Genomic DNA, 22,160 nt, shown 5'->3' on the forward strand with positions numbered 1-22,160 from the left:
CTACAGATCTCCGATGGTCAGGTGGTTCGCTATATGGTTTTTTACCCGTTGATCGTGGGTTACTACGACGAGTGCGGCTCCCAGTCGCTTTGCTTGACTTTTTAAAAGACGGATAACAGCCTCCGCGTTGTCATCGTCCAAACTGGCGGTGGGTTCATCTGCCAAAATCAGCTTCGGCTCATTGGCCAGTGCCCGGGCTATGGAAACACGCTGGGCTTCTCCTTCGCTTAGCGTAGTCACCTTAGACTGCTTTTTGTGAACGATCCCCAACTCCTCTAGATTCTTTTCAATTAAGACTCTCTTGTTTTTGCCTGCAAAGTAATTTGCCACCTCCAGGTTTTCCAGCACAGTCAAGGCCGAGAGTAGGTGAGGTTTTTGAAAAACGATCCCAATGTTTTTACCCCGAAACTTATCCAGGGAATTCCCTTGAAGGGTGTAAAGAGATGTGCCATTCACCTTTACCTCTCCTTTTTGTGGCTTAAGCAGGCCTCCGAGAATATTAAGCAGCGTGGTTTTCCCGGAGCCCGATTTCCCCAGAACCAAAAGCTCGTCTCCTGCGACCAGTTGTATGTCCGGAAGCTGGAAAGATACGGTAGGGTTGTAGGCAAAGGATAATTGTGTGGCTTGTAAGATCATATTCAATATTACTTAATCGGAATTTCCAAGAAAAAAGTTGTCCCTACCGACACCTTTGATTCAAAGGAAATCTTTCCACCGATTACCTCAATGCATTTTTTGACGATAGATAGTCCCAAACCGGATCCCTCTCGGAGTCCCACATTCTTGCCCCTAAAAAACCGATCAAACAACTGGGCCTGTTCGGATTCGGGTATACCAATGCCATAGTCTTTAATCTCCGCTTTCAACAAACTATCCTCCACCCAAACCTTGAATTGGACCAGCCCACCATCCTTGGAATACTTTACAGCATTGGCCAGAAGATTTTCAAGGATTTGGTATAATAAGTCCATATCTGAGGTAATCATTTTGGGCAGCTTATCAAATGTGGTCTCAATTTTGACCTCGTTGTCAATGCCCGCCTTTACCATATCGACCACATCCTTCAAGAACGAAGCTGTGTAGATTTTTACCGGCTTATAGTTCATCTTATCGGCATCCGCCTTTCCAAAAAACAGTACACTGGTAAGTAAACTGTTTAAGCTTCGCACCGAGTTCTCTATTTTGGTCGCGTGTTTACTGATCTTCGCTTTGAAGGGATGGTCTTTTTCCGCATACATCTGAAGAAGCTGCGCAGAGCTTAGGATAGAGGTAAGGGGAGTCTTGAAGCCGTGTGACACATTCTGCACGATTCGAGATTTTAGCTCACTAAGCTCCCTTTCTTTCTCGAGGGCCTTTTGGAGTTCCTTGTTCGCTTCGTTGAGGTCCGCTGTACGCTGTTTTACCTTCTCCTCCAGCTCATTGTTCAGATTCTGCAGTTCCTTCTCCTTACGATCCTTGAAAATGGCAAGCTCAATTACCATGTTCAGCTCCCTGATATTGAACGGCTTGATAACGTAGGCACTGGGATTGGTTACGGCTACTTTTTGAAGCGTCTCTGTATCCGAACTGGCCGTCAAATACACAACCGGAATGCTGTAACGCTCGTTGATTATTTCCGTCGTCTTGATGCCATCCAGTTTGCCGGACAGGTTAATGTCCATCATGACGATATCCGCTTTTGTGTTTTCCAAGATTTCCAATGCCATCTCGCCAGAGTCGGCCATGCCGATGATCTCGTGATGATTCTTTTCCAACGCCTTCTTTAAAAGTAAGGCCGAAACCGTATCGTCTTCGGTAATTAAGATTTTCAGTGAAAACATGGACGTAAAATTAGCGATTATTATTGATTACGTAAATGGTTAACTACTCAGCGGCACCTCTATTTCAACCGTGGTTCCGACACCCTTTTCACTCGTAATGGAAATTTTACCCGACAGCTGATCCAACAAGTGCTTTGTGATGGCAAGGCCAACCCCCGACCCTTCGTACTTCCGGTCATACCCTTTGCTCTCTTGGTCAAATGGAATGAACAATTTATCCAGGTACTCGCCACTTATGCCTACACCCTGATCAATTACCTTCAAGAGCAGCTTTTCATCCTCCCTACCCAGCCAGACGGTGATCATCCCTTTCTCGGAGTATTTGACAGCATTGCTCACCACGTGATTGACGATCATCTCAATGAAAGAGCAGGGGATTTTTGCGGTAAATGGGCGGATGCCATATTTTGTCGAAAGCAACACACCCTTTTTAAAAGCACTTGCCTTATGAGGCAAAATAACCTTGGACAGAAACTCGTCAACGTTTACTTCTTGGTAATCGATATTTTTCGAGTCTGACTGAATCTTTGACAGGTCCAAGATCGCGTTGATTGTGTGTAAAAGGCGGTCTCCACTTTCTTTGATGATGTTTACCTGCTCCAAAACGGCCGGGTTACCACGTTGGGTGAGTAATATGTTTTCCGCACTTCCCAAAATACCATTCAACGGCGTCTTGATCTCATGGCTCATGTTGGACAATATACTACTTTTTAGCCTACTAACCTCCTCCGCTCTCTCTTTCGCCAGACGTAGACTTCGCTGATACTCCTTTTTCTGGGTAATGTCTTTGATGATATTGAGAAAGAAGGGCTTGCCTTCGTAATCAACCGCCATACGGGTGATGAACACTTCCACCTCCCGTTCACCGGCTTTGAAGGGCATCTTCATTTCGATTGTCACCCCATTTGCTTTGTCTATCCCTTTGGTTACTTGCTCTCTATTTTTGGCATAATATCCCGGATCGGTAAAAAGATAGGTTAACCCATGTTCAATGAGTGCAGCCTCCTCCACGCCAGCCATGCGGCAAAGCGCAGGGTTGGCTGCGATAACCCTACCGCCTATTACCGATAGCATCAGCCCATCCTCCGAACTGTTCCAAACGTTTTTGAACTGATCTTCGGTCTTCTGGATTTCCTTTTTCTTTTCATTCAAATCGCTTTTTAATACGCCCTGATACTTGTGCTGGACAAACAGAAAATTGATTAGAATGCCGAGGCCCACAAAAACCAACACTACTATTCCGATAAACCAGCCCTGCAAGTAATAGGGATAGTTGACCCGAAAGGGCTCCCCATATACGATATCCGACTCTAACTGCCCTCCCAGGCTGGATTTAAGCATCAACTGGTAATCTCCAGGCGGCAAATTATTCAAAAACAGCTTATTGTCCCTAGGGTTTTCAACGGTCTTCCAATCATCGTGTAGCCCCTTCAGTCGATAAGACAACAGGAGTCGGGGCCAAGACACAAAGCTTACCGCTCTGTATTCAACTTGAACATTATTGTAGGCATAGGGGATATTTGTCGGAGAAGCCGAAACAAAGTAATCCGAAATCACATTGATCCGCTCGAGATAGGTCTTGGGAGGAGTCCGACGGACATAATCTTCTTCCGGCACATATACCGATACCCCATTTTGAGTACCAATAAACACTCTACCTCCTGGCCCGATACAGAGTGCCCCTCTGTTCACCTCGTCGCCTATCAAGCCATTGCGTTCGGTAAAATGCCTTACCCCGTGGGGACCCAACTGAATAACCCCCATGTTTGTGCCCAGCCAAAGTACTCCTGATTCATCCTGCCTGATTGAGTACATCGGAACATTGAAACTTAGCCCTTGGTAAATATAAGGCTTCAGGGAATCCCCTTCCACAAAAAAAAGTCCGTCCTCCGTTCCGATCAACAGGGTATCTGCCCTAGCCAAGTAATCGTAGCCGGAAATGCGGATATGCTCGGCACTTCTACTCTTCACGTGTTTGGGATTGGAGATACCATCGTTGTCCATGACAATCCATTTTCCCTTGAATTTGCCGATTTTACGGATAAAATTCCTCATATTCTCCGCCTCTATAAATGGAAGGGCTGGCTCAAAATCGGATTCCAATCCCCCGGGACCCAACTTGGCACTGAAAACCTTATCGTTACAAACCACATACAACCTATCCCCTTCCGCCTCTACGTAACTCACGGGAATATCAACCGGTAGAGAATAATCCTTTAAAGTCAACGTCTGACGGTCCAATCGCTTTAATCCAGTCTGATACGTAGACAACCAAACACCGCCAAAGGCGTCGAGTGAAAAGTTCAACACTCTACCAAGAGTTGCCTGTGGTCCTGTCGTGAACATAAAGTCCTTTACCGCTTTGGTTCCCTGCCAAACCTGGATGCCGTTGTTATACCCCAAAACGTATTTGCCGGACCCAAGGGAAACGATTGCCGAAATATCCGTCTCCGGAAGTCCAACCGAACGGTCAAAATTCTGAAACCGCAGGCTTTCCAATAGGGCAACCCCCCTATACGTGCCAATCCAAATTTGGCCTTCTCTATCCACCAAACAGGATTGGACGTTGACAACCTTCAATTCATCCATTACAGAAATACGGGTAATTCGTCCTGTTTTTCCAGTCCGTTTATACAGTTGCGAATTGTAAAAAAAATAGACATCAGCCCCATATTTCAGCAATCCCGATACATCTCTTATAGAGTTGATTACGTCAGAAAAACCCGAATATACCCTTTCCTCCACCTTCCAAAGATCTCTACCTCGGTATAGGCCATCATTTTCCAAGTAATAAAAATAGCCATCCGAGTCATTGTAAATAACCCGCACGATATTCAATTGGCGATCCCTGTACTCCATGGAAACCCTAAAAAGCTCTCCATCCCTGATCCCATATACTCCATGTTCAAAAAGGAAAAAACAGGATTGATCCTCGGAAGCAAAAAAAGAGACAAACCTACCCGATTCTTTTGGATCCACGGTAGCATGAAACAACCTATTACCGGCTAAGTCTTGGATCAAAACTTCAAAATCAAAAGCAAGGGCCAATCGTTTGTCTTTTCCGGAACCAATCAGCTCCATTTTGATATTGGGCTGCACCGAGTTGGCCGCTGCCGGAGGGAGTGCCAATACAGGTGCATGCCAAGTACCATTGGAAAAAAAAAATGCGCGTGCCGTACCCTTTGTCTGGGAAGCCCAAACCCACCCATCCGTATCCACCAACACCTGTTTGCTGCCTTCTAGTGCCAACCGTATGGAATCGGGAACGCTCTCCTCCCTGATCCCATCCGAAAACCGGATGTCCCGGTCCGTGGCCAGCCATACAAACCCATTTCGGTCTTGCTGAATACCCAACACATTCTCACTGGAGAGATCAAACCCTCTAATTTGCTTGGTGGATTTAAAGGTCTGTCCATGTAACGAGCCCACAATCCAAAAAAAAAGAAGTAGCTTGGGTAGGGATTTGCTCATGCGTTGCTGTTATGGTTTTAAAATTATGAAAACTTCTCTATTCTCTAAATTAAATTGATAATGTTTGTCAATTCTTTTTGTGAAAGGGTGTAAACTTCTAATTTTGTAGCAAATCTTAAAAATCGGCTTATGAGTGTATTGATAAATAGCAGTTCAAAAGTGATTGTGCAAGGATTCACCGGAAACGAGGGCTCCTTCCACGCACAACAAATGATCGAGTACGGCACAAATGTGGTGGGCGGAGTGACCCCTGGTAAAGGTGGAAGCACCCATTTGGGCAAACCTGTTTTCAACACCGTCGAAGACGCAGTTGTTGCAACGGGGGCGAATACCTCGATCATTTTTGTGCCGCCGGCGTTTGCCGCCGACGCCATCTTGGAGGCTGCTGATGCAGGAATAAAAGTGATTATTACCATAACCGAAGGAATTCCTGTTAAGGATATGATGAAGGTGAAGCCCTATGTGAAAAAGAAAGGGGCAACCTTGATTGGCCCTAACTGTCCCGGAGTGATTACCCCCGGAGAGGCAAAAGTAGGTATCATGCCAGGCTTTGTTTTCAAAGCCGGTAGGGTTGGTGTGGTTTCTAAATCGGGCACACTTACCTACGAAGCAGCAGACCAAATCTCCAAAGCAGGATTGGGCGTATCTACCGCTATAGGTATAGGCGGAGATCCCATTATAGGAACATCCACGAAAGAAGCTGTACAGCTGCTGATGGAAGATCCCGAAACCGATGCCATCGTCATGATCGGGGAAATCGGAGGAAACTACGAGGCAGATGCAGCCCGATGGATCAAAGAAAACGGAAACAAGAAGCCCGTCGTTGGGTTTATCGCCGGGCAGACGGCTCCCGCTGGACGAAGGATGGGTCATGCCGGTGCCATCATTGGCGGAAAAGATGATACAGCCGAAGCAAAAATGAGGATTATGCGGGAGAATGGTATATACGTCGCCGAAACCCCTGGAGAAATCGGAGAAGTTATGGCAAAGGCACTTGGTGTTGACGCCTAAACGCCCTCCTTACTGCCATTGTAATGCTGGTCGATGCAACGATTGACCAGCATTTTTTTTTGCGTCCGGCATGCTTGCTTCCATATTTTCGGGTCATCGGCATGGTTATTCTCCTTTCATCAAAAGTATTTTGTCCAAAAACTAATTTTTACCTATATTTTCGGCTAATACCTTTCAATACGCTAGGGCGGATATTTGTCAAAAATGAAATTAAGAGGCTTTTTTTTCTGTTTGGTTGTCGGAGTTGCGATCGTCTCCGAGGCAAAGGCTCAAGAAACGCTGAGCTTCACCAAAGACATTATCCCCGTCCTGCGCAATCACTGCTACTCCTGCCACAATGTAGGCAATCCAAAGGGAGGCGTAAACCTTGAAATCTACGAAGAGGAGGGCCGCGTAATCAAAGATGGGCAATTTTGGCTGAAGGTAATCGATGAAATAAAGGGAAAGGCGATGCCTCCCAGCAACAAACCCCCTCTCTCTGCCGATGAGTACCACACCCTAGTGGAAGGGGTAAATGGAATACTTATCAAATCACTGGAGAACAAAACTCCAGGCAAAGTGGTCATTCGCCGGTTAAACCATACCGAATATCATTACACCGTTTTGGATCTCACAGGAATCAGTTTTGATGCCAAAAACCGGTTTCCATCAGATGGCTCCGGCGGGGGAGGATTTGATAATCAGGGGCGTGCACTCTTTTTTACGCCACTCAAGATGGAGCGCTACTTCGATGCCGCCGAGGAGATCGTAGAGGCACTCTACGAAGATCGCGAAAAGTGGCGCAGTGCAGTGCCTATTGTGTTTCGAACAACGCTCTGGCACCGAATCATCGACTGGTTTAGGTCACTTTTCAATTCAGATTATAACCCCAGCGTCCGGGTAAAAGAAGCCGCAGAAGAAGTGATTTACCCCTTTGCCAGTAAGGCCTACAGGAGATACCTAAAAGCCGAAGAAAAAAGCAAGCTCACAAAACTTTTTGAAGAGGTATACGCCGCGAATGCCAATTTCAAAAATCCAGAGCGGTTTGACAGGAGTATGGCAGAGGTGTACAAAGCGATTCTTATTGCCCCCTCATTTCTTTACAAAATGGAAGAAGAGCCTGACCTGGATAAGCCGGTTCCTCTGAATGATTTTGAGATTGCCACCAGACTGTCCTATTTCCTGTGGTCTAGCATGCCGGATGAAGAACTCTTTCAACTTGCGGCGGAAGGAAAACTACAGTCGGAACAGGTGCTGGAACAACAGGTGGAACGAATGCTAGATGACCCGAAAGCAAGGCGTTTTTCCGAGTCTTTCGTCAGTCAATGGTTGGGCATTACCAAACTTAAGGATCCAAATGCTCCTTTAGCAGACACCGAACGTTTCCCCCAATTTACAGAGGCCATCAAGGAAGCGATGTATAAGGAGACAACGGCGTATTTCCACCATGTATTGACTAAAAGCAACAACTTCCTCGATCTGATAAACAGCAACTATACCTTTGTTAACGAGGATCTTGCCGACTTCTATGGACTAAATGACGTAACAGGAAATGACTTTCAATTAGTGCATTTCACCGACGGTACGAGAGGCGGATTGCTGGGAATGGGAAGTGTGCTTACCGTGACCTCATTACCTACCAGAACCAGTCCGGTGCTTAGGGGGAAATGGGTCATGGAGGAGATATTGGGCATAAGCCCGCCACCTCCACCTCCAGATGTCAGTGAGCTACCGGAAGATGATGGATTGCACGAAGATCTTGGCTTGCGGGCGCTTCTGGAGCGGCACCGATCTGATCCTGCGTGCCAATCCTGCCATGAAAAAATGGATCCGCTCGGAATTGGGTTGGAGAACTTCGATGCGGTCGGGAAATGGCGGGAAAGCTACGGCAATATCCCTATTGACCCATCCGGGGTACTCAGTACCGGAGAAACATTTGCCGGGCCAAGCGAGCTAAAGAAGCTCCTCTTGGCAGAAAGGGAGAAATTTGCCCGTAATCTAAGCAGCAGATTCCTTTCCTATGCAGTGGGAAGATCCGTGTTGTTCTCGGATGAGATTGCCATTCGCGACTTGACCGAGAATTTACTGACACATGATTTCCACCCAAAGTACTTTATCAGTGAACTGGTAAAAAGTTATTCGTTCCGCATGAAGATCAAGGATTTTCAGAAGCGATCCACAGAAATTTAAATCAAGGGGCAATCAATTTAGGCTTTGAATTAGCAGAAAAACAACCTAACTTGCTCGTTATCAAGATTAATAACCCAATTAAACCATAGGGAAATGAGAAAAAAGTGGCAAATCTCCAGACGAAAAATGTTAAAGGGTGTGGGAGCGGCAATCGCGCTCCCCTTTTTGGACGCGATGTTTCCGCTTTCGGCCACAGCGAGCAGCCATCCGGCCTACCCAGTTCGCTCGGCATTCATTTTTATGCCAAACGGGGTACATCCAGACCGGTGGACTCCTTCTGGAATCGGGACTCATTTTGAGCTTTCGCCCACGTTACAGCCACTCAAATCCCTAAAGAACGATATTTTGGTGCTTGGACAAATGATGAACAAGAACTCCATTTTCCAGGGAGCAGACGGACATTATGCAAAGGATGCCAACCTCCTTACCTCCATGCCCATCACCAAGACCGCCGGAGACAACATCAATGCCGGAGGTGTATCCGTCGATCAACTAATTGCCGGGCACTTTAAGGACGAAACACTCTTTCCCTCCCTGGAGTATGGCCTGGATCGTATTGCTACGGGAGTGGACATCAACGTCGGCTTTACGAGGCTGTACGCCTCCAGTATTTCCTGGAAGACCCCAACCACGCCTCTTTCCAAGGAAATTGACCCGCGTTTGGCCTTTGACAGGCTTTTCAAATCATTTGTAGACGGAACCCCAAAGGGTGAAAACCCGCACAAGCACAGCATATTGGATGCAGTAAAAGAAGACGCCAAATCCCTCAAAAACAACCTGGGCCGATCCGATCAGGATAAGCTGGAGGAATACCTGGAGTCGATTCGCTCCATCGAAAAACGCATCTCCAATCAAGGCAACCTGAAAGACTTTGAAAGCAAAATAACTCCTGATATCCGTAAGGAGTTGAACCGCCTTCACATCAGCATAGAGGAGTTTACCGATTTGAATGCCGGAATCGATGTGACCGAGAAGACGCGCCTGATGTACGATATCATGGCCTTGGCCCTCTGGAGCGATGCTACAAGGGTCCTTACCTTCATGTACGGCAATTCGGTAAGCAACCGGAACTTCTCCTTTTTGGATGGTGTAACCGGCGCCCACCACTCGCTTTCCCACCACATGAACAATGAAAACAACCTCGAACAATACGACCGCATTACCAAATGGCACCTTGAGCAGTATGGATATTTTTGTGAGAAGCTCAAATCCATCAAAGAAGGCGATCGAACCCTCTTGGACAATTCCCTCGTCATGTTTGCATCAGGCCTTCGGGACGGAAATAGGCACTCTCCAAGAGATCTGCCCATCATCGTGGCCGGTAGAGGAGGTGGAAAAATCAAAACAGGGCAGAACCTCATTTTTGAAGACAACACGCCCCTAGCAAACCTCTATACCACCTGGATGCAAACCGTCGGGATGAACACCGCCAAGTTTGCGGACAGTACAAGAACCCTTCACGAAATTTTAGTTTAAGCCCAGGGAACCCTGTCGATTTGCCGCTTGGCACGTATACGTATGATTAAACCCAGCACGGATAGTTCCCCAGAATCCAGATCTTCATGGTATGGATTCTGGGGAATGTCGGTTCCTCTTGTGATCGCCCTTCTCATCATTGGCATTTTCTTTCTTCCAGATTCCTTTGAGGGTAGCTCTGCCCTTTGGGTTTTTGGTGGAAGACTGCACCCGTTACTACTGCATTTCCCCATTGTAGTCATCCTCCTCACGACCTTATTTGTTGTAGCAGGGTTCCTTCACAGTACTTTTTCCCAACCACTGCTGATAAAAAGTATGCTGCTGCTGGGTTGTTTTTCCGCATTCGGATCCATAGTGGCTGGCTACCTGTTGTACGCCTCAGACAACTATTCGGGAATTCAAGTACAAAATCACCTACGCGGAGGTGTGCTCACCGGATTGGGGATTTGCCTCACCACCGCTTATTTTTTCTTCCGGGAGAAAAAATATAAAAACAACACGAAAAGTCCAATATTCCTATCCCTTTTGCTGGTTACCAATGGCATGCTCGCTTATACGAGCCATGTAGGAGGTTCCCTTACCCACGGTCAGGATTTTCTCACCGAGCCGTTGACCCAAATATTCCCAACCAGACAAGTCGCGCTAAAGCCGGCGGAGGAAATGCTGGTGTACGAAGACCTGATTCACACTATCCTCGACGCCAAGTGTTTGAATTGCCATAACGAGAACAAAACCAAAGGGGATTTGCTGATGACCTCTTATGGGAACTTACTGAAATCCGGAAAAAGTGGAAAACCCGCTTTAATCCCGGGAAATCCAAAAGAAAGCGAATTACTGATACGGGTACACCTTCCAGAAGATGACGATGAAAGAATGCCTCCGGAGGGAAAACCCGGCTTAACGACAGAAGAAATCTCGCTCATAAGCCTCTGGATAGAAGTCGGTGCACCCCAAAACCAACCGCTACCCGAGTTTTTGGAAGATCCTGCGGTGGCTATATCCTTCGAATCCCTAATCCCAAAAGTGCAGCAAAACCAACGGCGCATGCTTCTGGAGAAGGAAGCTTTCGAGGAAGCAGCAAGTTCACTCGCTACCCTCGCGGAAGAACTGAACGTCCATATCGAACGGGATCCCGAAGCAGAAGGCCCGTTTTTTCGTTTGCGCATGAAGTTTCCCCCGCGCCGCTTTTCAAATGAAGAGCTACTGGCATTGGAGCCTTACTTTATGAATTTTTCTTCCGTTTCCCTTGCATCGGCGGACATTTCCGATGATGAACTATTTTTTATTGCCAAAATGAAAAATCTTCAGCGGCTGTTTATTCAAAAAACCCGCGTCGACGGATCCGGCCTTCCGTACTTTCACAACCACGAACATTTAGAGACGCTGAGCATATCCTTCTCGCCTATACATCCTGGAAATATCTTTCACCTGCTGAATATCCCCAACCTGAAGGAAGTATATGTTTTTGGCACGCCGGTCAAACCAGAAATCATCCATGCCTTACAAGCCTACAGGCCCGACATTACCTTTTTCTTAGAAGAGGGGCCACTTTTCAGGTAAGCGAGTAGTACAGATGCTGTCCATCTACGTACTATCTTATTGTGTACGCTGACAAGTATCAAACCATTAACTCACAGATCATGACTAAAAAAACTTTTCAACAACGGCTGAGTCAGATAATCCTGGTTTTTGCCGCTCTTGCCTCTATTAGGTGCCAATCCCCTTCTTCTGAAACCCAAACAGATCCAAGTGACTCCAACCCAAGCGACCCGCTAAGGGAATACGTGGAAAGCACGGATCCCGCAACCCGGTACGAAATGGTGTTTCATGCCGAAGAGGCACTCTATGACTACTACGTAATCCGGTTGGAGTCGCAGCATTGGCTCACCGAAAAGGAGGTTACCGAGACATTATGGTGGCACTGGGTATCCTTTGTAATTCCCAAAAAACTCGCACACGAAACGTCATTTTTGATGATTTCGGGTGGCAGTACCAATACCAAGCTTCCCGAAAAGCCCGATCAGATGTTGGTGGAAGCTGCGCTGGCTACGCATTCCCCTGCCATTAAGGTGCATAACATCCCTTTTCAGCCGGTAACTTTTGTAGGTGACACCGTAGAGGGCCGGGTAGAAGATGGCCTGATTGCGTATGGATGGAGAGAGTTTATGGAAAGAGGAGCCAAAGATGAAGACGCCATTTGGCTTGCCCGCCTTCCCATGACAAAGGCCGTCATCCACTCCATGGATGCCGTAGTTGACTATACCGGAAAAGAATTGGGGTTAAACCTTGGGAAATACGTCGTAGCAGGCGGATCAAAACGGGGTTGGACTACCTGGACCACCGCCGCAATGGACGACCGAGTGGTGGCTATGGCACCCATCGTTATCGATCTCCTAAACCTCGTCCCATCCTTCCAACACCACTGGAGAAGCTACGGGTTTTGGGCACCGGCCGTAAAGGATTACGTCCGTGAGGGAATCATGGACTGGATGGGTTCGGAGGAATATGACCGTTTGCTGGAGATCACTGAGCCCTACTCATTTATTGAGGTGTTCCGGGATATCCCCAAACTACTCATCAATGGATCCGGGGATCAATTTTTCCTTCCAGATAGTTGGAAATTTTACTGGGACGATCTTTCCGGTGAGAAGCACTTGGTGTACATCCCAAATGCTGGACACTCGCTGGACAACTCTGATGCCATGCAGATCTTGCTTGGATTTTATAAGCACATTCTTATGGATGAAGCAAGACCGGAATACAGTTGGGAGGTGACCGATACCCACATAAAAGTGACGGTAGATCCGCAAAACCCACCCGTACAAGTGAAACTTTGGGAAGCCCATAACCCGGAGGCGAGGGATTTTCGAATAGATGTATTCGGACCTAAATGGATGGACACCGTAATCCCCGTACAGGAAAACGGTGTCTACCAGATACCTATCCAAGCCCCTGATAAAGGCTGGAAAGGACACTTTGTAGAAATTACCTACGCTGGAAAAGCCCCCATCAAATTGACTACCGGTGTCAAAGTACTTCCGGAAACCTATCCTTTTGACCCGTACAAACCGGAAAAGCCAAGAGGAACCCCCAAAAAATAAGATAAGAAAGATGGCCTGTGCAGATATTCGCTTTGCACAGGCCTTTTACTTTTTGGATTTCCCACGGTATCTTTAGCCTACGAACGCGCACTTGTTCAACAAAGAGTGCCGTCAAACCATGAACAGATTATGCTTTTTAATTCCTTTGAATTCATCTTTCTTTTCCTACCGCTAACCGTATGCCTTTATTTTTTCATAAGCAGGTTAGTGGGAAGCCTTAGTGCGAAAATTTTACTTCTTTCAGCCTCCATGTTCTTTTACGCCCGGTGGAACCCGGCCTACTCGGTACTGATTATAGGTTCTATGTTGGTGAATTTCGGACTTGGAAAAGCACTGCCCGCCCATCCATTCAAAAAAACGCTGCTGATGCTTGGCCTGAGTGGAAATCTAGGCCTTTTGTTTTATTACAAATACGTAGACTTTTTTATCGAAACAGTAAACCAATTTACCCGGCAACAATGGCCTCTGGTGGAAATAGTCCTTCCCCTTGGAATCAGCTTCTTCACTTTTCAGCAAATCGCCTATTTAGTGGACAGTTATCGGGGACTAACCTCGGAATACAACCCCATCAGCTACGGAGTCTTCGTTTCGTTTTTTCCGCAACTTGTGGCCGGCCCCATCGTGCATCACCGGGAGATGATGCTGCAGTTTAGTTCTCCGGCCAACTTTCGGATAAACGGCTTTAACCTTAGCAAGGGCTTTTTCATCTTTCTAATGGGACTGGCTAAAAAAGTGGTCATAGCAGACACCTTTGGTGTCGTCGCAAATACCGGCTACGCCGGCGTCGAACTTCTAAGCACCCAAGAGGCATGGATTACATCCCTGGCCTACGCTGTCCAACTCTATTTTGACTTCAGCGGATACTCCGATATGGCCATTGGCCTCGCATTGATGTTCAACATCCGCTTACCCATCAACTTTGACTCCCCTTACAAATCCAAAAACATCAAGGAGTTTTGGCGGCGCTGGCATATCACGCTGGGCAGATTCCTTCGGGACTATGTGTATATCCCCCTTGGAGGAAGTAAACAGGGCACCCCAAAAACATTGGGAAACCTATTCCTGACCTTTCTGCTGGGGGGAATCTGGCACGGGGCCGGTTGGACCTTTGTTATCTGGGGAATGCTTCATGGGTTGGCATTGGTCTTTTACCAACTCCTGCAAAGGTTTCGTTTCCAGGTTCCGAATGCCTTGGCGATCGTTTTCACGTTTCTATTCGTGAATTTCACCTGGGTATTCTTTCGGGCGGCAGACTTTTCAGATGCCTTTACCCTGTTGGAGCGGATGATTGTACAGCATCCGGGATCTTCCGAATTCTTCCTGGTCGCCAACAAATACGATTCCCCCGTCTGGCTAATAGGCATCATACTCCTTTTTTGCCCAAATAGCGTTGAGATAGGTGAACGGTTTAAACCAAATCTACGCTACGCTATCCTAATCGTTTCGCTTTTCCTACTTAACTTGTTGTATCTTAACTCGATGATCCAACAGGATTTTCTGTATTTTGACTTCTAGGCGATGAACAACGAAAGGTATTTTCTGACTTTACTGGCTGGCTGCTTGGTCGGTATGTTGGCTGTTATAGGGATTAATAGGCAAATCGACATCTTTGGACTTTATAGAAACCATACCTGCGAAGGAATCGGCCTCCACGGGGAGGAAAGGTACAGTAAGTACCTGCATATGCACCGGTATGTCCCTGAATGTTTTGATGGGATATGGATGGGTGCATCCCTGTCCGCCAATCTTGATCCTTCTCGAATTAGGGGATTCCGCATATACAATGCCAGCTTGATGGGAGCTCGAATTGGTCAATTGGAACAACTCTATTCTACGGCCGTGGACCAGGGTGCTGATTTTGAAGTGGCCATCATCAGCATTCATCCGTATCTGACCGGGGAAACCGAAAAAACAGACACACACCTTGCCAAAAAAGGCCTTCAATCCGCTATGGGTTCCGTATCTCTCCTTCGCGTATATGCATTGGCGTTGATACGGAAGTTTAAACTCTGGGAGAGCAAATACCCACAAAATCAATACAGCTCTGAGGGCCGAAATGATTACAACCGATTCTTCGAAGTGCCGGACATTGTCTCTCATATACAGAAAAAGATCCACGACCCGGAATTAACCCGACTGGCCAGCCACGAGGAAGGACTGCACTCCCTGCAATCCTTATTGGAACAAATCAATCAAACAGAAGCCCGTATTCTTCTCTATTTCCATCCTATTCCAGCCGATATCTATCGGGCTAACCGGGAAATCCTCGACAGCTATTGGACAAAAATCACTGAGATGCCTCTGCGCCATCCCGACAAGGTGCTGCTGATAAATATAAACCAACATCCCTCTGCCTTTAACAAAGATCTATCAAACTACATCGATCACGGACATCTCAGTGAGCTAGGCCAAGAGAGGCTTTTGTCACTGATGAACCAAGAGTTGGAAAAAACTGGCCATTTTAAAAACTATCCCTCTGAAAAAGAACCTGGGCATTATAAAAAACCGTTAAATCCATAGTCCTTAGATCTGTCCTACTCCTTTTTGCCATGGAAACAAAATGGGTGCTCTGTCTATTGTGTTTGGTGCCGATTGTTTCAGGGTGCGTAAAGGACTATCGAAAACTAAGCCGGGGAAAAAGTACCGTTTTAAAAAGTTATTCTCCAAACGATACGCTGGTTGTCTCAGATTACATTTTTTACAATACCCGTACCCATTTATCATTCGGAGCCGAGAACGAGCCCATGGAAATGAATTCGGACAGTGTCATGCAGATTTTAGTCGCCTCCTTTAAAAACCTGGGAGCTCCGATCCAAGACCGACTGGAGTTGGGCAAAAATCACATTGATAGCACGTTCATAAAAAAATATGTGGTCAGAACCCGACGTGTAAACAGCGACTGGATCAAAGAAGTGGCCGGGCAATCCAAAGGCACTTACAAGCTAATCCCCTTTTTGTATATCCTAAACCGAATTGCATTTACCGGCTACATTACTTCTGGTGGGATGTCAGGATCCAATGGCTTCTACCTGGTTACTTATCTAAATCTCATTGTGTACATCGTACATGAAAATGAAATCGTTTACAGTAGCCAAGCACTGCACACGAGTGAACTGATGAGAACCGACACCAGGAGAGAGGCTGAGGCACTGCCTTCCGCAATAATGATAACAGAGGAAAACTGGCAGGAACTGGCAAGAATATCGATGGAAGATTACTTCAAACGATGGAAATGATGGATCTGCTCGTCAAACCAACCCACCTACTGGCCAATGCCAACTTCAAGGTTTTCATTGTTCTTCTTTTTTACGTAAATCTCCCTTTTAGCCTATCTTTCTCCCAAACCTCTACGGAAAACGATATCCTACGAGAGACCCCCGTCCGATGCGAAGACATCCCCTTAAATGTAGTATCTATTTCCAAACGATTATTGGAGGAGAGCAATTACGGCTCGCTAAGCGAATTAACTGATTATTGGGAAGCCTACTGTGGCTTATCAGAGCCTGTATTTCGACTTAGAATTTTGACGGCCTTGGCCAACTCCAGCTTCCACGAAAGTTTGATAGACGATACCTTATTGGACTATGTGAGAGCCTATGAAGACAGGCAATCGATAGCACAATCGACAAAACTCTCCGCTATTTACTCACAAGTATACCTAGAGCAATTGGGATTTATGGGCCTTGGTGGAGATTTTGATAAATTTACAGAGGCGTGGGCCAGAAATCTGTTGTCTACACTTGACCCAAAATCAAGCCCCTACCTATTGGCACTGATCTATGCCAACCAACCCGACCTATTTTCGCAGTACATGGCCAAATCGCCATACAGGGAATTCCCACTAGCAGAAGCCTACAAAGCTCATCAGGGACATGTTGAACGCAAACTGAACAAATATCAGATTCATGTCTTGAAAATATGGGTACCATTCTTTGCACAAGAGGAGCTATTTAACTTACGAAAAGAAATTTCCCTTCCAGAATGGGACGAGCAAATGGTGTTGAGAACAAGTGACTGCACTGTCCGGTCAAGGGATTTCTCCGAATTAATCGTAACCTACAGGAAACAAAAAAACTTTCAAAAAATTGAAAAGTTGTCTGCTATCTGGAAGGGTTCGTGTGGCCTTATCGAACCTATCTATCGACTCGGACACCTAATTGCGATGGAAAAGGGAGCTTTTACCGAAATAGACATAGACAGGGATTTCTTCGATTACCTGGAATACTTTGAGTTACGAATCAACCCGCTAATGGAGCATAGATCCAAGCGGCCCAACTTTTTTCCAGACGAAGCCTTCGAACGAAACAATGCAGTTTCGCACGAATTTGATCAAGAGTTGATTCAATGGGCAAGGGAACTTAAGCGACGATTTCCTGAGGAGAGTTACGCGCACCTGATCGCCTCGTTGTATTCAGGGGAAATCGATTATTTCTTCCACTCTCTCCAATCGACTCAAACAAAGGACAGCTCACTTCACTCGGGTTACCAGGATGCTGTAAAAAAAACCGAAGAAATCTTCGACAGCTTTTTTGCCTTTAGCTTTGGATCATGGGTTCCTTTCGGTAATCTCGCTGTAGTTGGGGGACGGCCTGTGCTGAATTTCCACTTTGGAATCACCAATGACTTGAGCAGCATCGACGTTGTGATCGGCGGCACCTTTATCAACAGCGTTAAGAACAACTACGAAACTGTGCACCTTGACGAACTTCAAACCACGGATCATTTTAGCTATTTCTCGATGGGGATTGAATATTGCTGGAACTTACTTCATACCAACAACACTCAAATTCATCTACTCTCCGGATTGGGAATTGCCCAAATCACCACAGTAAAGATGGATCGCGAAAATGAGCTACCTGCTAGGCTTTCTTTTAGTCCTGTAGGAAATTATGGCATTGGATTAAAAACGTTTGGAGAAGGAGGTAGCTTTGTCGCTCTTCAGGTAATCAGTAACCATACATTTTTCAGAAACTATGGAGGTACTGATCTTTCGGGTGGGTTTATCCAAGCCAGGCTGCTATTGAACCTCGCCAAGTCCAGACACCGATGGGATCGCCGAACAACACTCCGGTTACCAGGCGTTTGAAATCAAATGCCGTTGGCAATTTGGCGAATGATTTGTCTGGCTTTCCTACAAATGCCAACTCAGATGGCAAATTAACCGAATTGGAAAATGATTCGGACTACCGAGGATTTATTGTATTTTTACCTCAAAACCAATCCGATAACCTATTCATTCAATTTTCATGCATCCGTTTCTTACACTTTTCATTCTTCCTTGGTTACTTGTTTTAAAGCTATTCTTCTCCAATCAATGCCTATTTTTTGATTTTCAAAGGATTTCTTCACACCCTGTCGACTATGCTTTTCAGGACATCCCCTCGTTCGATCCCCGGGGAGGCCATATCCAAGGGATTCAGCTTCATATAGAAAAGGGGGACACCATCGCCTACCTGTCCGGATCCTCTTCCCATGTCGCCTACATGGCCAAAGCGCATCTACAGGGAGGAACGTCCCGTATTCTTTCGATTGACACCCTATTGATGGCCCCCTACAGACATGCAGGTGGCTTTCAGATTTTTCAAGACCATCTAGCGGTAGGCATAGAAGACAACCACCAGCGCAACAGCTCCAAGGTACTGGTCTATGATTTATCCATGTCAGTGGATACCTGGACAAACCCCTTATATACCGTGGAGCGGTCCGGGCCTTACGAACGATCAACGGCCGGGGCGGTGGGCATTACCTCACACCAAGGTTCCGTGCTGCTTGTAGTGGCCGATTGGGATGCCCGTAACCTGGATTTTTACGCTATTTCCGAAAATGCCTTCCGCCTCCAATCCGCGGCCTTCCAGCCAATCGCAACCGTGGAAATCGCTCAGTTACCGAGACAGGACTGGTCTGACCCAGCCTGGCACTCCTACCAAAACCTTAATCTGGTTTCCGAAGACAGGACCCTGTACCTCGTCGGGTTTGCCAAAACCTCCGAAAATAGGCAGGTGGCAGACATCTTCTCTATTGAAATCGGGGAAAAAGAAAATTGGGCAAGTCCTGATTTTACGCTAGTGAGCTCCTATTCATCCGGTTTGCCAGAAAAAATAGACTCCTTTCCGCAGCAATCCGTCACGCTGAAAAAATTGGGCTCAAAGACCTTCGTTCCTTCCCTAGAGGCTGATTTCAAGGCTGCAGGCGGACTACATTATCAAAATGCCAAACTGGCCATCCTTTCTGCCCCCTATCAGTTGGATTCATCCGCAGGAGTCAATATTTTTCATGTAGAACAAGCCCTGAATCCCGATGCACTACCCAATGAGTGGAAGCTGTACAGTGCCTTTTATGCCAAAGAAGCCCATCAGGCGGCAGCTGCTGACAGTCTGTACGTTTATGCAATCAACAATACCCAAATCGGACAGTATAAACGTAAATCCGGAGAACTTCAAAAATTGGTAAGTGTCCCGGGCACGATACATCTGAACAGCGGATTTTTTCTTGATGGACTGTTGTATATGGCCCACTCCAACTACCCTCAAAAGCCCGACCAAAGTGATATCCGCAGCTTTGACCCGAGATCGGGAAATCTTTGTACGGTGGTTGATTTTGGCGAAACAGACGGCAGTCTCACTTGGGTGGTTCGCCAAGAGGAGCACTGGTGGGGCATGTTTGCCCATTACAAAGAAAACAACGCCGCGAGTTATCTGGTAAAATGGGACTCGGAATGGCAGGAGATAAGCAGGTTCACCTTTCCGAAGAAGGTGCTCCGCAACTTAGGCAGCATGAGCGTCTCCGGAGGTGTGGCCTACCGGGAAGGGTTTCTGATAACCGGCCACGATGACAGGGAAGTCTATTATGTGAAAATCCCCAACGTGGGAACCGTGTTGGAATACAGGGGTACCTTTCCGGCACCGTTTACCGGGCAGGGCATTGCCATTGACCCGGTAAGTGGCGGGCTTATTGGTATCGACCGAAAGGAAAAAAAGGTACTGTTTGCCCTGCCGTCCTACCCATAAGTATCTTCCTATTTTGCGATTGAAGGAAGGTATCTAACACTGCGGGCATTTACTCAATCAGGCAGGTAGATTTTACTATATTTAGCAGGTAGATTTTCGTCTGTAGATTCGCTCATTGAGGAATAGGCGTAGAAAATAGTGCGAGTGAAGGTGCATAAAAAGAGATTGATGCAAAGCAGGGCTGCTTCCTAAGCTAACCGATTGATATGGACAGGTTCAAAAACAAATACCGCATTGACTCTGCCCGTGCCCCATTTTGGGATTACGGGTGGAATGCCGCGTATTTTGTGACCATATTATACGTGATGACAAATCCTATCAAACAATTACAGCATACATTTTAAACAACCCTGCCTCCTGGAAGGAAGACAGGTTCCTCAAAGCAGGCAAATGACAGAAAAAGGCCAAGATAGATTAGGAAAACCCTTTAGACAATAGCAGACAATCTGCGTGGAGCCATGAATGCCGATTCATTCCGTGACTACATGCTTGGACAGAAGACCGACCGGAACAAGAAGCTCTTCGCCATCATCGAAAAAAACGAGGGTTTTTCCTGTTTTTTTAATCGATTCAGACTCGTTGGGTGATACGCGCAAATACCTGATTGGTCAGTTTGCCACAGGAAGGAGCAAAAAAGCGGTGAGATTTGTTTCGTGGAGTAGCAGCAGAACCAAACTATAATGCCTGCATAAATCCAGTTTGGATTTCATGCATTGCCTTTAAATGGCTAGCTTTGCAGCCCGAAGAAGAATGGGCATGCAATGAAAAAAACTGATTTTAACAGCCTTATCCTGTTTGAAAACGATGACTTGATCGTCATCAACAAGCCTCCCTACATGCCCACGTTAGAGGATCGGCATGAGGCGCAGAATATTTTACAGCTGGCCAAACAGTATGTAGCGGACGCCCAGGTCTGCCATCGCCTGGACAAGGAAACATCGGGCTGCTTGGTAATCGCCAAAAACCCCGACGCCTACAGGCATATGGCCATGCAGTTTGAAGATCGGAGCGTGGAAAAGATCTATCACGCGGTAGTGGATGGAATCCACGATTTCAAACAGACCATCGCAGACCGAAACCTCTATGCAAACAACAAGGGAATAGTGAAGGTCAGCATTGATGGCAAACCGGCACTGACGTACTTTGACACGCTAAAAACCTACACCCGCCATACCTTGGTATCCTGCAATCCTATCACAGGAAGGATGCACCAGATACGGGTTCACCTAAGCTTCTTGGGCGCTCCGATCTGCGGCGACGTGCTGTATGGTGGAAAACCTGCCTACCTTTCCCAGCTCAAGCGGAAATTTAACCTTAAGAAAGGCACCGAAGAAGAACCTCTAATGCAGCGGGTGGCTCTACATGCGCAGGCGATTACGTTCCGATTGATGGATGAAAGCAAAATCACCATCGAAGCACCCTATCCGAAGGATTTTGCGGTTTTGGTAAAACAATTGGAGCGGTTCAGCTAAATCATTGTTCCTATGCAAGGGGGAGGCAAAGAAGCGGTAAAAAGCACTTGGTTTTCCCTATACTTGTGAAAATAAGGCACTAAAGTTGGCAATGTATTGCAAATAAATTTATTTACATCTATCTTTGTGTCCCTTTTTGAGGGTGAACTGTATATAACAAGCTAATAATTAAACATTTAAACAGTGGATACTTTAAGCTATAAGACCATTTCGGCGAACAAGGCTACGGTACAAAAAGAGTGGGTGGTTGTGGATGCCCATTCCTTGGTGCTAGGTCGGGTTGCCAGTGAGGTGGCAAAGATTTTAAGGGGTAAGCACAAGCCTAATTTTACTCCCCACGTAGACTGTGGCGACAACGTAATTGTTGTAAACGCAGAAAAGGTTAGGCTGACAGGTAAGAAGTGGAACGAAAAGGTATATGTGCGCCACACCGGTTATCCAGGTGGTCAGCGTATTGCCACTCCCCGGATTTTGATGGAGAAGTCTCCGATCACCTTGGTGGAGAAAGCGGTTCGGGGCATGCTTCCCAAAAACCGTTTGGGCAGGCAGTTGTACACCAACCTGCACGTCTATGCCGGTTCGGAGCATCCTCACAGCGCACAGCAACCAAAAGAAGTTAAATTTTAACGTCAG

The 22,160-nt window shown here is 46.6% G+C and carries 15 protein-coding genes; 12 read left to right on the forward strand and 3 right to left on the reverse strand.

Annotated features, from left to right (window positions below):
• Genes ADIS_RS14725 through ADIS_RS22390 form a run of 3 tightly spaced genes read right to left on the reverse strand, consistent with a single transcriptional unit; the run spans position 1 to position 5,291 of the window.
• Complete coding sequence (locus ADIS_RS14725) at positions 1-636, reverse strand: ABC transporter ATP-binding protein (RefSeq protein ID WP_010855388.1); 636 nt, start codon at positions 634-636, stop codon at positions 1-3.
• Positions 637-644: 8 nt separating this feature from the next.
• On the reverse strand, positions 645-1,820 hold the full coding sequence (locus ADIS_RS14730) for a hybrid sensor histidine kinase/response regulator (RefSeq protein ID WP_010855389.1): 1,176 nt from the start codon (positions 1,818-1,820) through the stop codon (positions 645-647).
• Positions 1,821-1,859: 39 nt separating this feature from the next.
• Positions 1,860-5,291: a sensor histidine kinase gene (locus ADIS_RS22390; RefSeq protein ID WP_010855390.1), complete on the reverse strand. Its 3,432-nt coding sequence runs from the start codon at positions 5,289-5,291 to the stop codon at positions 1,860-1,862.
• 129 nt (positions 5,292-5,420) lie between these two features.
• On the opposite strand from ADIS_RS22390, the gene sucD reads away from it, so the two are divergent.
• The 12 genes from sucD to rplM all read left to right on the forward strand — a co-directional run bounded on the left by sucD (position 5,421) and on the right by rplM (position 22,154).
• Positions 5,421-6,302 carry a succinate--CoA ligase subunit alpha gene (gene sucD / locus ADIS_RS14740; protein ID WP_010855391.1) on the forward strand — a complete coding sequence of 294 codons (882 nt, stop codon included), beginning with the start codon at positions 5,421-5,423 and terminating at the stop codon, positions 6,300-6,302.
• Between the two features lie 204 nt (positions 6,303-6,506).
• On the forward strand, positions 6,507-8,471 hold the full coding sequence (locus tag ADIS_RS14745) for a DUF1592 domain-containing protein (protein WP_010855392.1): 1,965 nt from the start codon (positions 6,507-6,509) through the stop codon (positions 8,469-8,471).
• Positions 8,472-8,564: 93 nt separating this feature from the next.
• Positions 8,565-9,947 (forward strand): DUF1552 domain-containing protein, encoded by a 1,383-nt coding sequence (locus tag ADIS_RS14750; protein ID WP_010855393.1) that lies wholly within the window; start codon positions 8,565-8,567, stop codon positions 9,945-9,947.
• A gap of 42 nt (positions 9,948-9,989) precedes the next feature.
• Entirely contained in the window at positions 9,990-11,507 is a 1,518-nt protein-coding gene (locus ADIS_RS14755; protein WP_155907505.1) for a c-type cytochrome domain-containing protein, read from the forward strand.
• Positions 11,508-11,587: 80 nt separating this feature from the next.
• Positions 11,588-13,048 carry a PhoPQ-activated pathogenicity-related family protein gene (locus ADIS_RS14760; protein ID WP_010855396.1) on the forward strand — a complete coding sequence of 487 codons (1,461 nt, stop codon included), beginning with the start codon at positions 11,588-11,590 and terminating at the stop codon, positions 13,046-13,048.
• A gap of 129 nt (positions 13,049-13,177) precedes the next feature.
• Positions 13,178-14,563: an MBOAT family O-acyltransferase gene (locus ADIS_RS14765; protein WP_010855398.1), complete on the forward strand. Its 1,386-nt coding sequence runs from the start codon at positions 13,178-13,180 to the stop codon at positions 14,561-14,563.
• Positions 14,564-14,566: 3 nt separating this feature from the next.
• Positions 14,567-15,568, forward strand: a complete 1,002-nt coding sequence (locus tag ADIS_RS14770; RefSeq protein WP_010855399.1) for a hypothetical protein — start codon at positions 14,567-14,569, stop codon at positions 15,566-15,568.
• Positions 15,569-15,597: 29 nt separating this feature from the next.
• Positions 15,598-16,284, forward strand: a complete 687-nt coding sequence (locus tag ADIS_RS14775) for a hypothetical protein (RefSeq protein WP_155907507.1) — start codon at positions 15,598-15,600, stop codon at positions 16,282-16,284.
• Positions 16,275-18,134 carry a hypothetical protein gene (locus tag ADIS_RS14780; RefSeq protein WP_035806236.1) on the forward strand — a complete coding sequence of 620 codons (1,860 nt, stop codon included), beginning with the start codon at positions 16,275-16,277 and terminating at the stop codon, positions 18,132-18,134. Before ADIS_RS14775 ends, ADIS_RS14780 begins: the two co-directional genes overlap by 10 nt.
• Positions 18,135-18,294: 160 nt before the next feature.
• Entirely contained in the window at positions 18,295-20,055 is a 1,761-nt protein-coding gene (locus ADIS_RS22395) for a hypothetical protein (protein ID WP_010855403.1), read from the forward strand.
• Positions 20,056-20,816: 761 nt separating this feature from the next.
• Positions 20,817-21,527, forward strand: a complete 711-nt coding sequence (locus tag ADIS_RS14790) for an RluA family pseudouridine synthase (RefSeq protein ID WP_010855406.1) — start codon at positions 20,817-20,819, stop codon at positions 21,525-21,527.
• 183 nt (positions 21,528-21,710) lie between these two features.
• Positions 21,711-22,154: a 50S ribosomal protein L13 gene (gene rplM, locus ADIS_RS14795; RefSeq protein ID WP_035806237.1), complete on the forward strand. Its 444-nt coding sequence runs from the start codon at positions 21,711-21,713 to the stop codon at positions 22,152-22,154.
• The last annotated feature ends 6 nt before the right edge of the window (positions 22,155-22,160 follow it).

It is taken from the genome of Lunatimonas lonarensis (assembly GCF_000390185.1).
GTDB classification, from domain to species: domain Bacteria; phylum Bacteroidota; class Bacteroidia; order Cytophagales; family Cyclobacteriaceae; genus Lunatimonas; species Lunatimonas lonarensis.

Coding starts and splice junctions, on each gene's coding strand:
- ADIS_RS14725 (WP_010855388.1), bottom strand. CDS start 636: ATGATCTTACAAGCCACACAATTATCCTTTGCCTACAACCCTACCGTA.
- ADIS_RS14730 (WP_010855389.1), bottom strand. CDS start 1,820: ATGTTTTCACTGAAAATCTTAATTACCGAAGACGATACGGTTTCGGCC.
- ADIS_RS22390 (WP_010855390.1), bottom strand. CDS start 5,291: ATGAGCAAATCCCTACCCAAGCTACTTCTTTTTTTTTGGATTGTGGGC.
- sucD (WP_010855391.1), top strand. CDS start 5,421: ATGAGTGTATTGATAAATAGCAGTTCAAAAGTGATTGTGCAAGGATTC.
- ADIS_RS14745 (WP_010855392.1), top strand. CDS start 6,507: ATGAAATTAAGAGGCTTTTTTTTCTGTTTGGTTGTCGGAGTTGCGATC.
- ADIS_RS14750 (WP_010855393.1), top strand. CDS start 8,565: ATGAGAAAAAAGTGGCAAATCTCCAGACGAAAAATGTTAAAGGGTGTG.
- ADIS_RS14755 (WP_155907505.1), top strand. CDS start 9,990: ATGATTAAACCCAGCACGGATAGTTCCCCAGAATCCAGATCTTCATGG.
- ADIS_RS14760 (WP_010855396.1), top strand. CDS start 11,588: ATGACTAAAAAAACTTTTCAACAACGGCTGAGTCAGATAATCCTGGTT.
- ADIS_RS14765 (WP_010855398.1), top strand. CDS start 13,178: ATGCTTTTTAATTCCTTTGAATTCATCTTTCTTTTCCTACCGCTAACC.
- ADIS_RS14770 (WP_010855399.1), top strand. CDS start 14,567: ATGAACAACGAAAGGTATTTTCTGACTTTACTGGCTGGCTGCTTGGTC.
- ADIS_RS14775 (WP_155907507.1), top strand. CDS start 15,598: ATGGAAACAAAATGGGTGCTCTGTCTATTGTGTTTGGTGCCGATTGTT.
- ADIS_RS14780 (WP_035806236.1), top strand. CDS start 16,275: ATGGAAATGATGGATCTGCTCGTCAAACCAACCCACCTACTGGCCAAT.
- ADIS_RS22395 (WP_010855403.1), top strand. CDS start 18,295: ATGCATCCGTTTCTTACACTTTTCATTCTTCCTTGGTTACTTGTTTTA.
- ADIS_RS14790 (WP_010855406.1), top strand. CDS start 20,817: ATGAAAAAAACTGATTTTAACAGCCTTATCCTGTTTGAAAACGATGAC.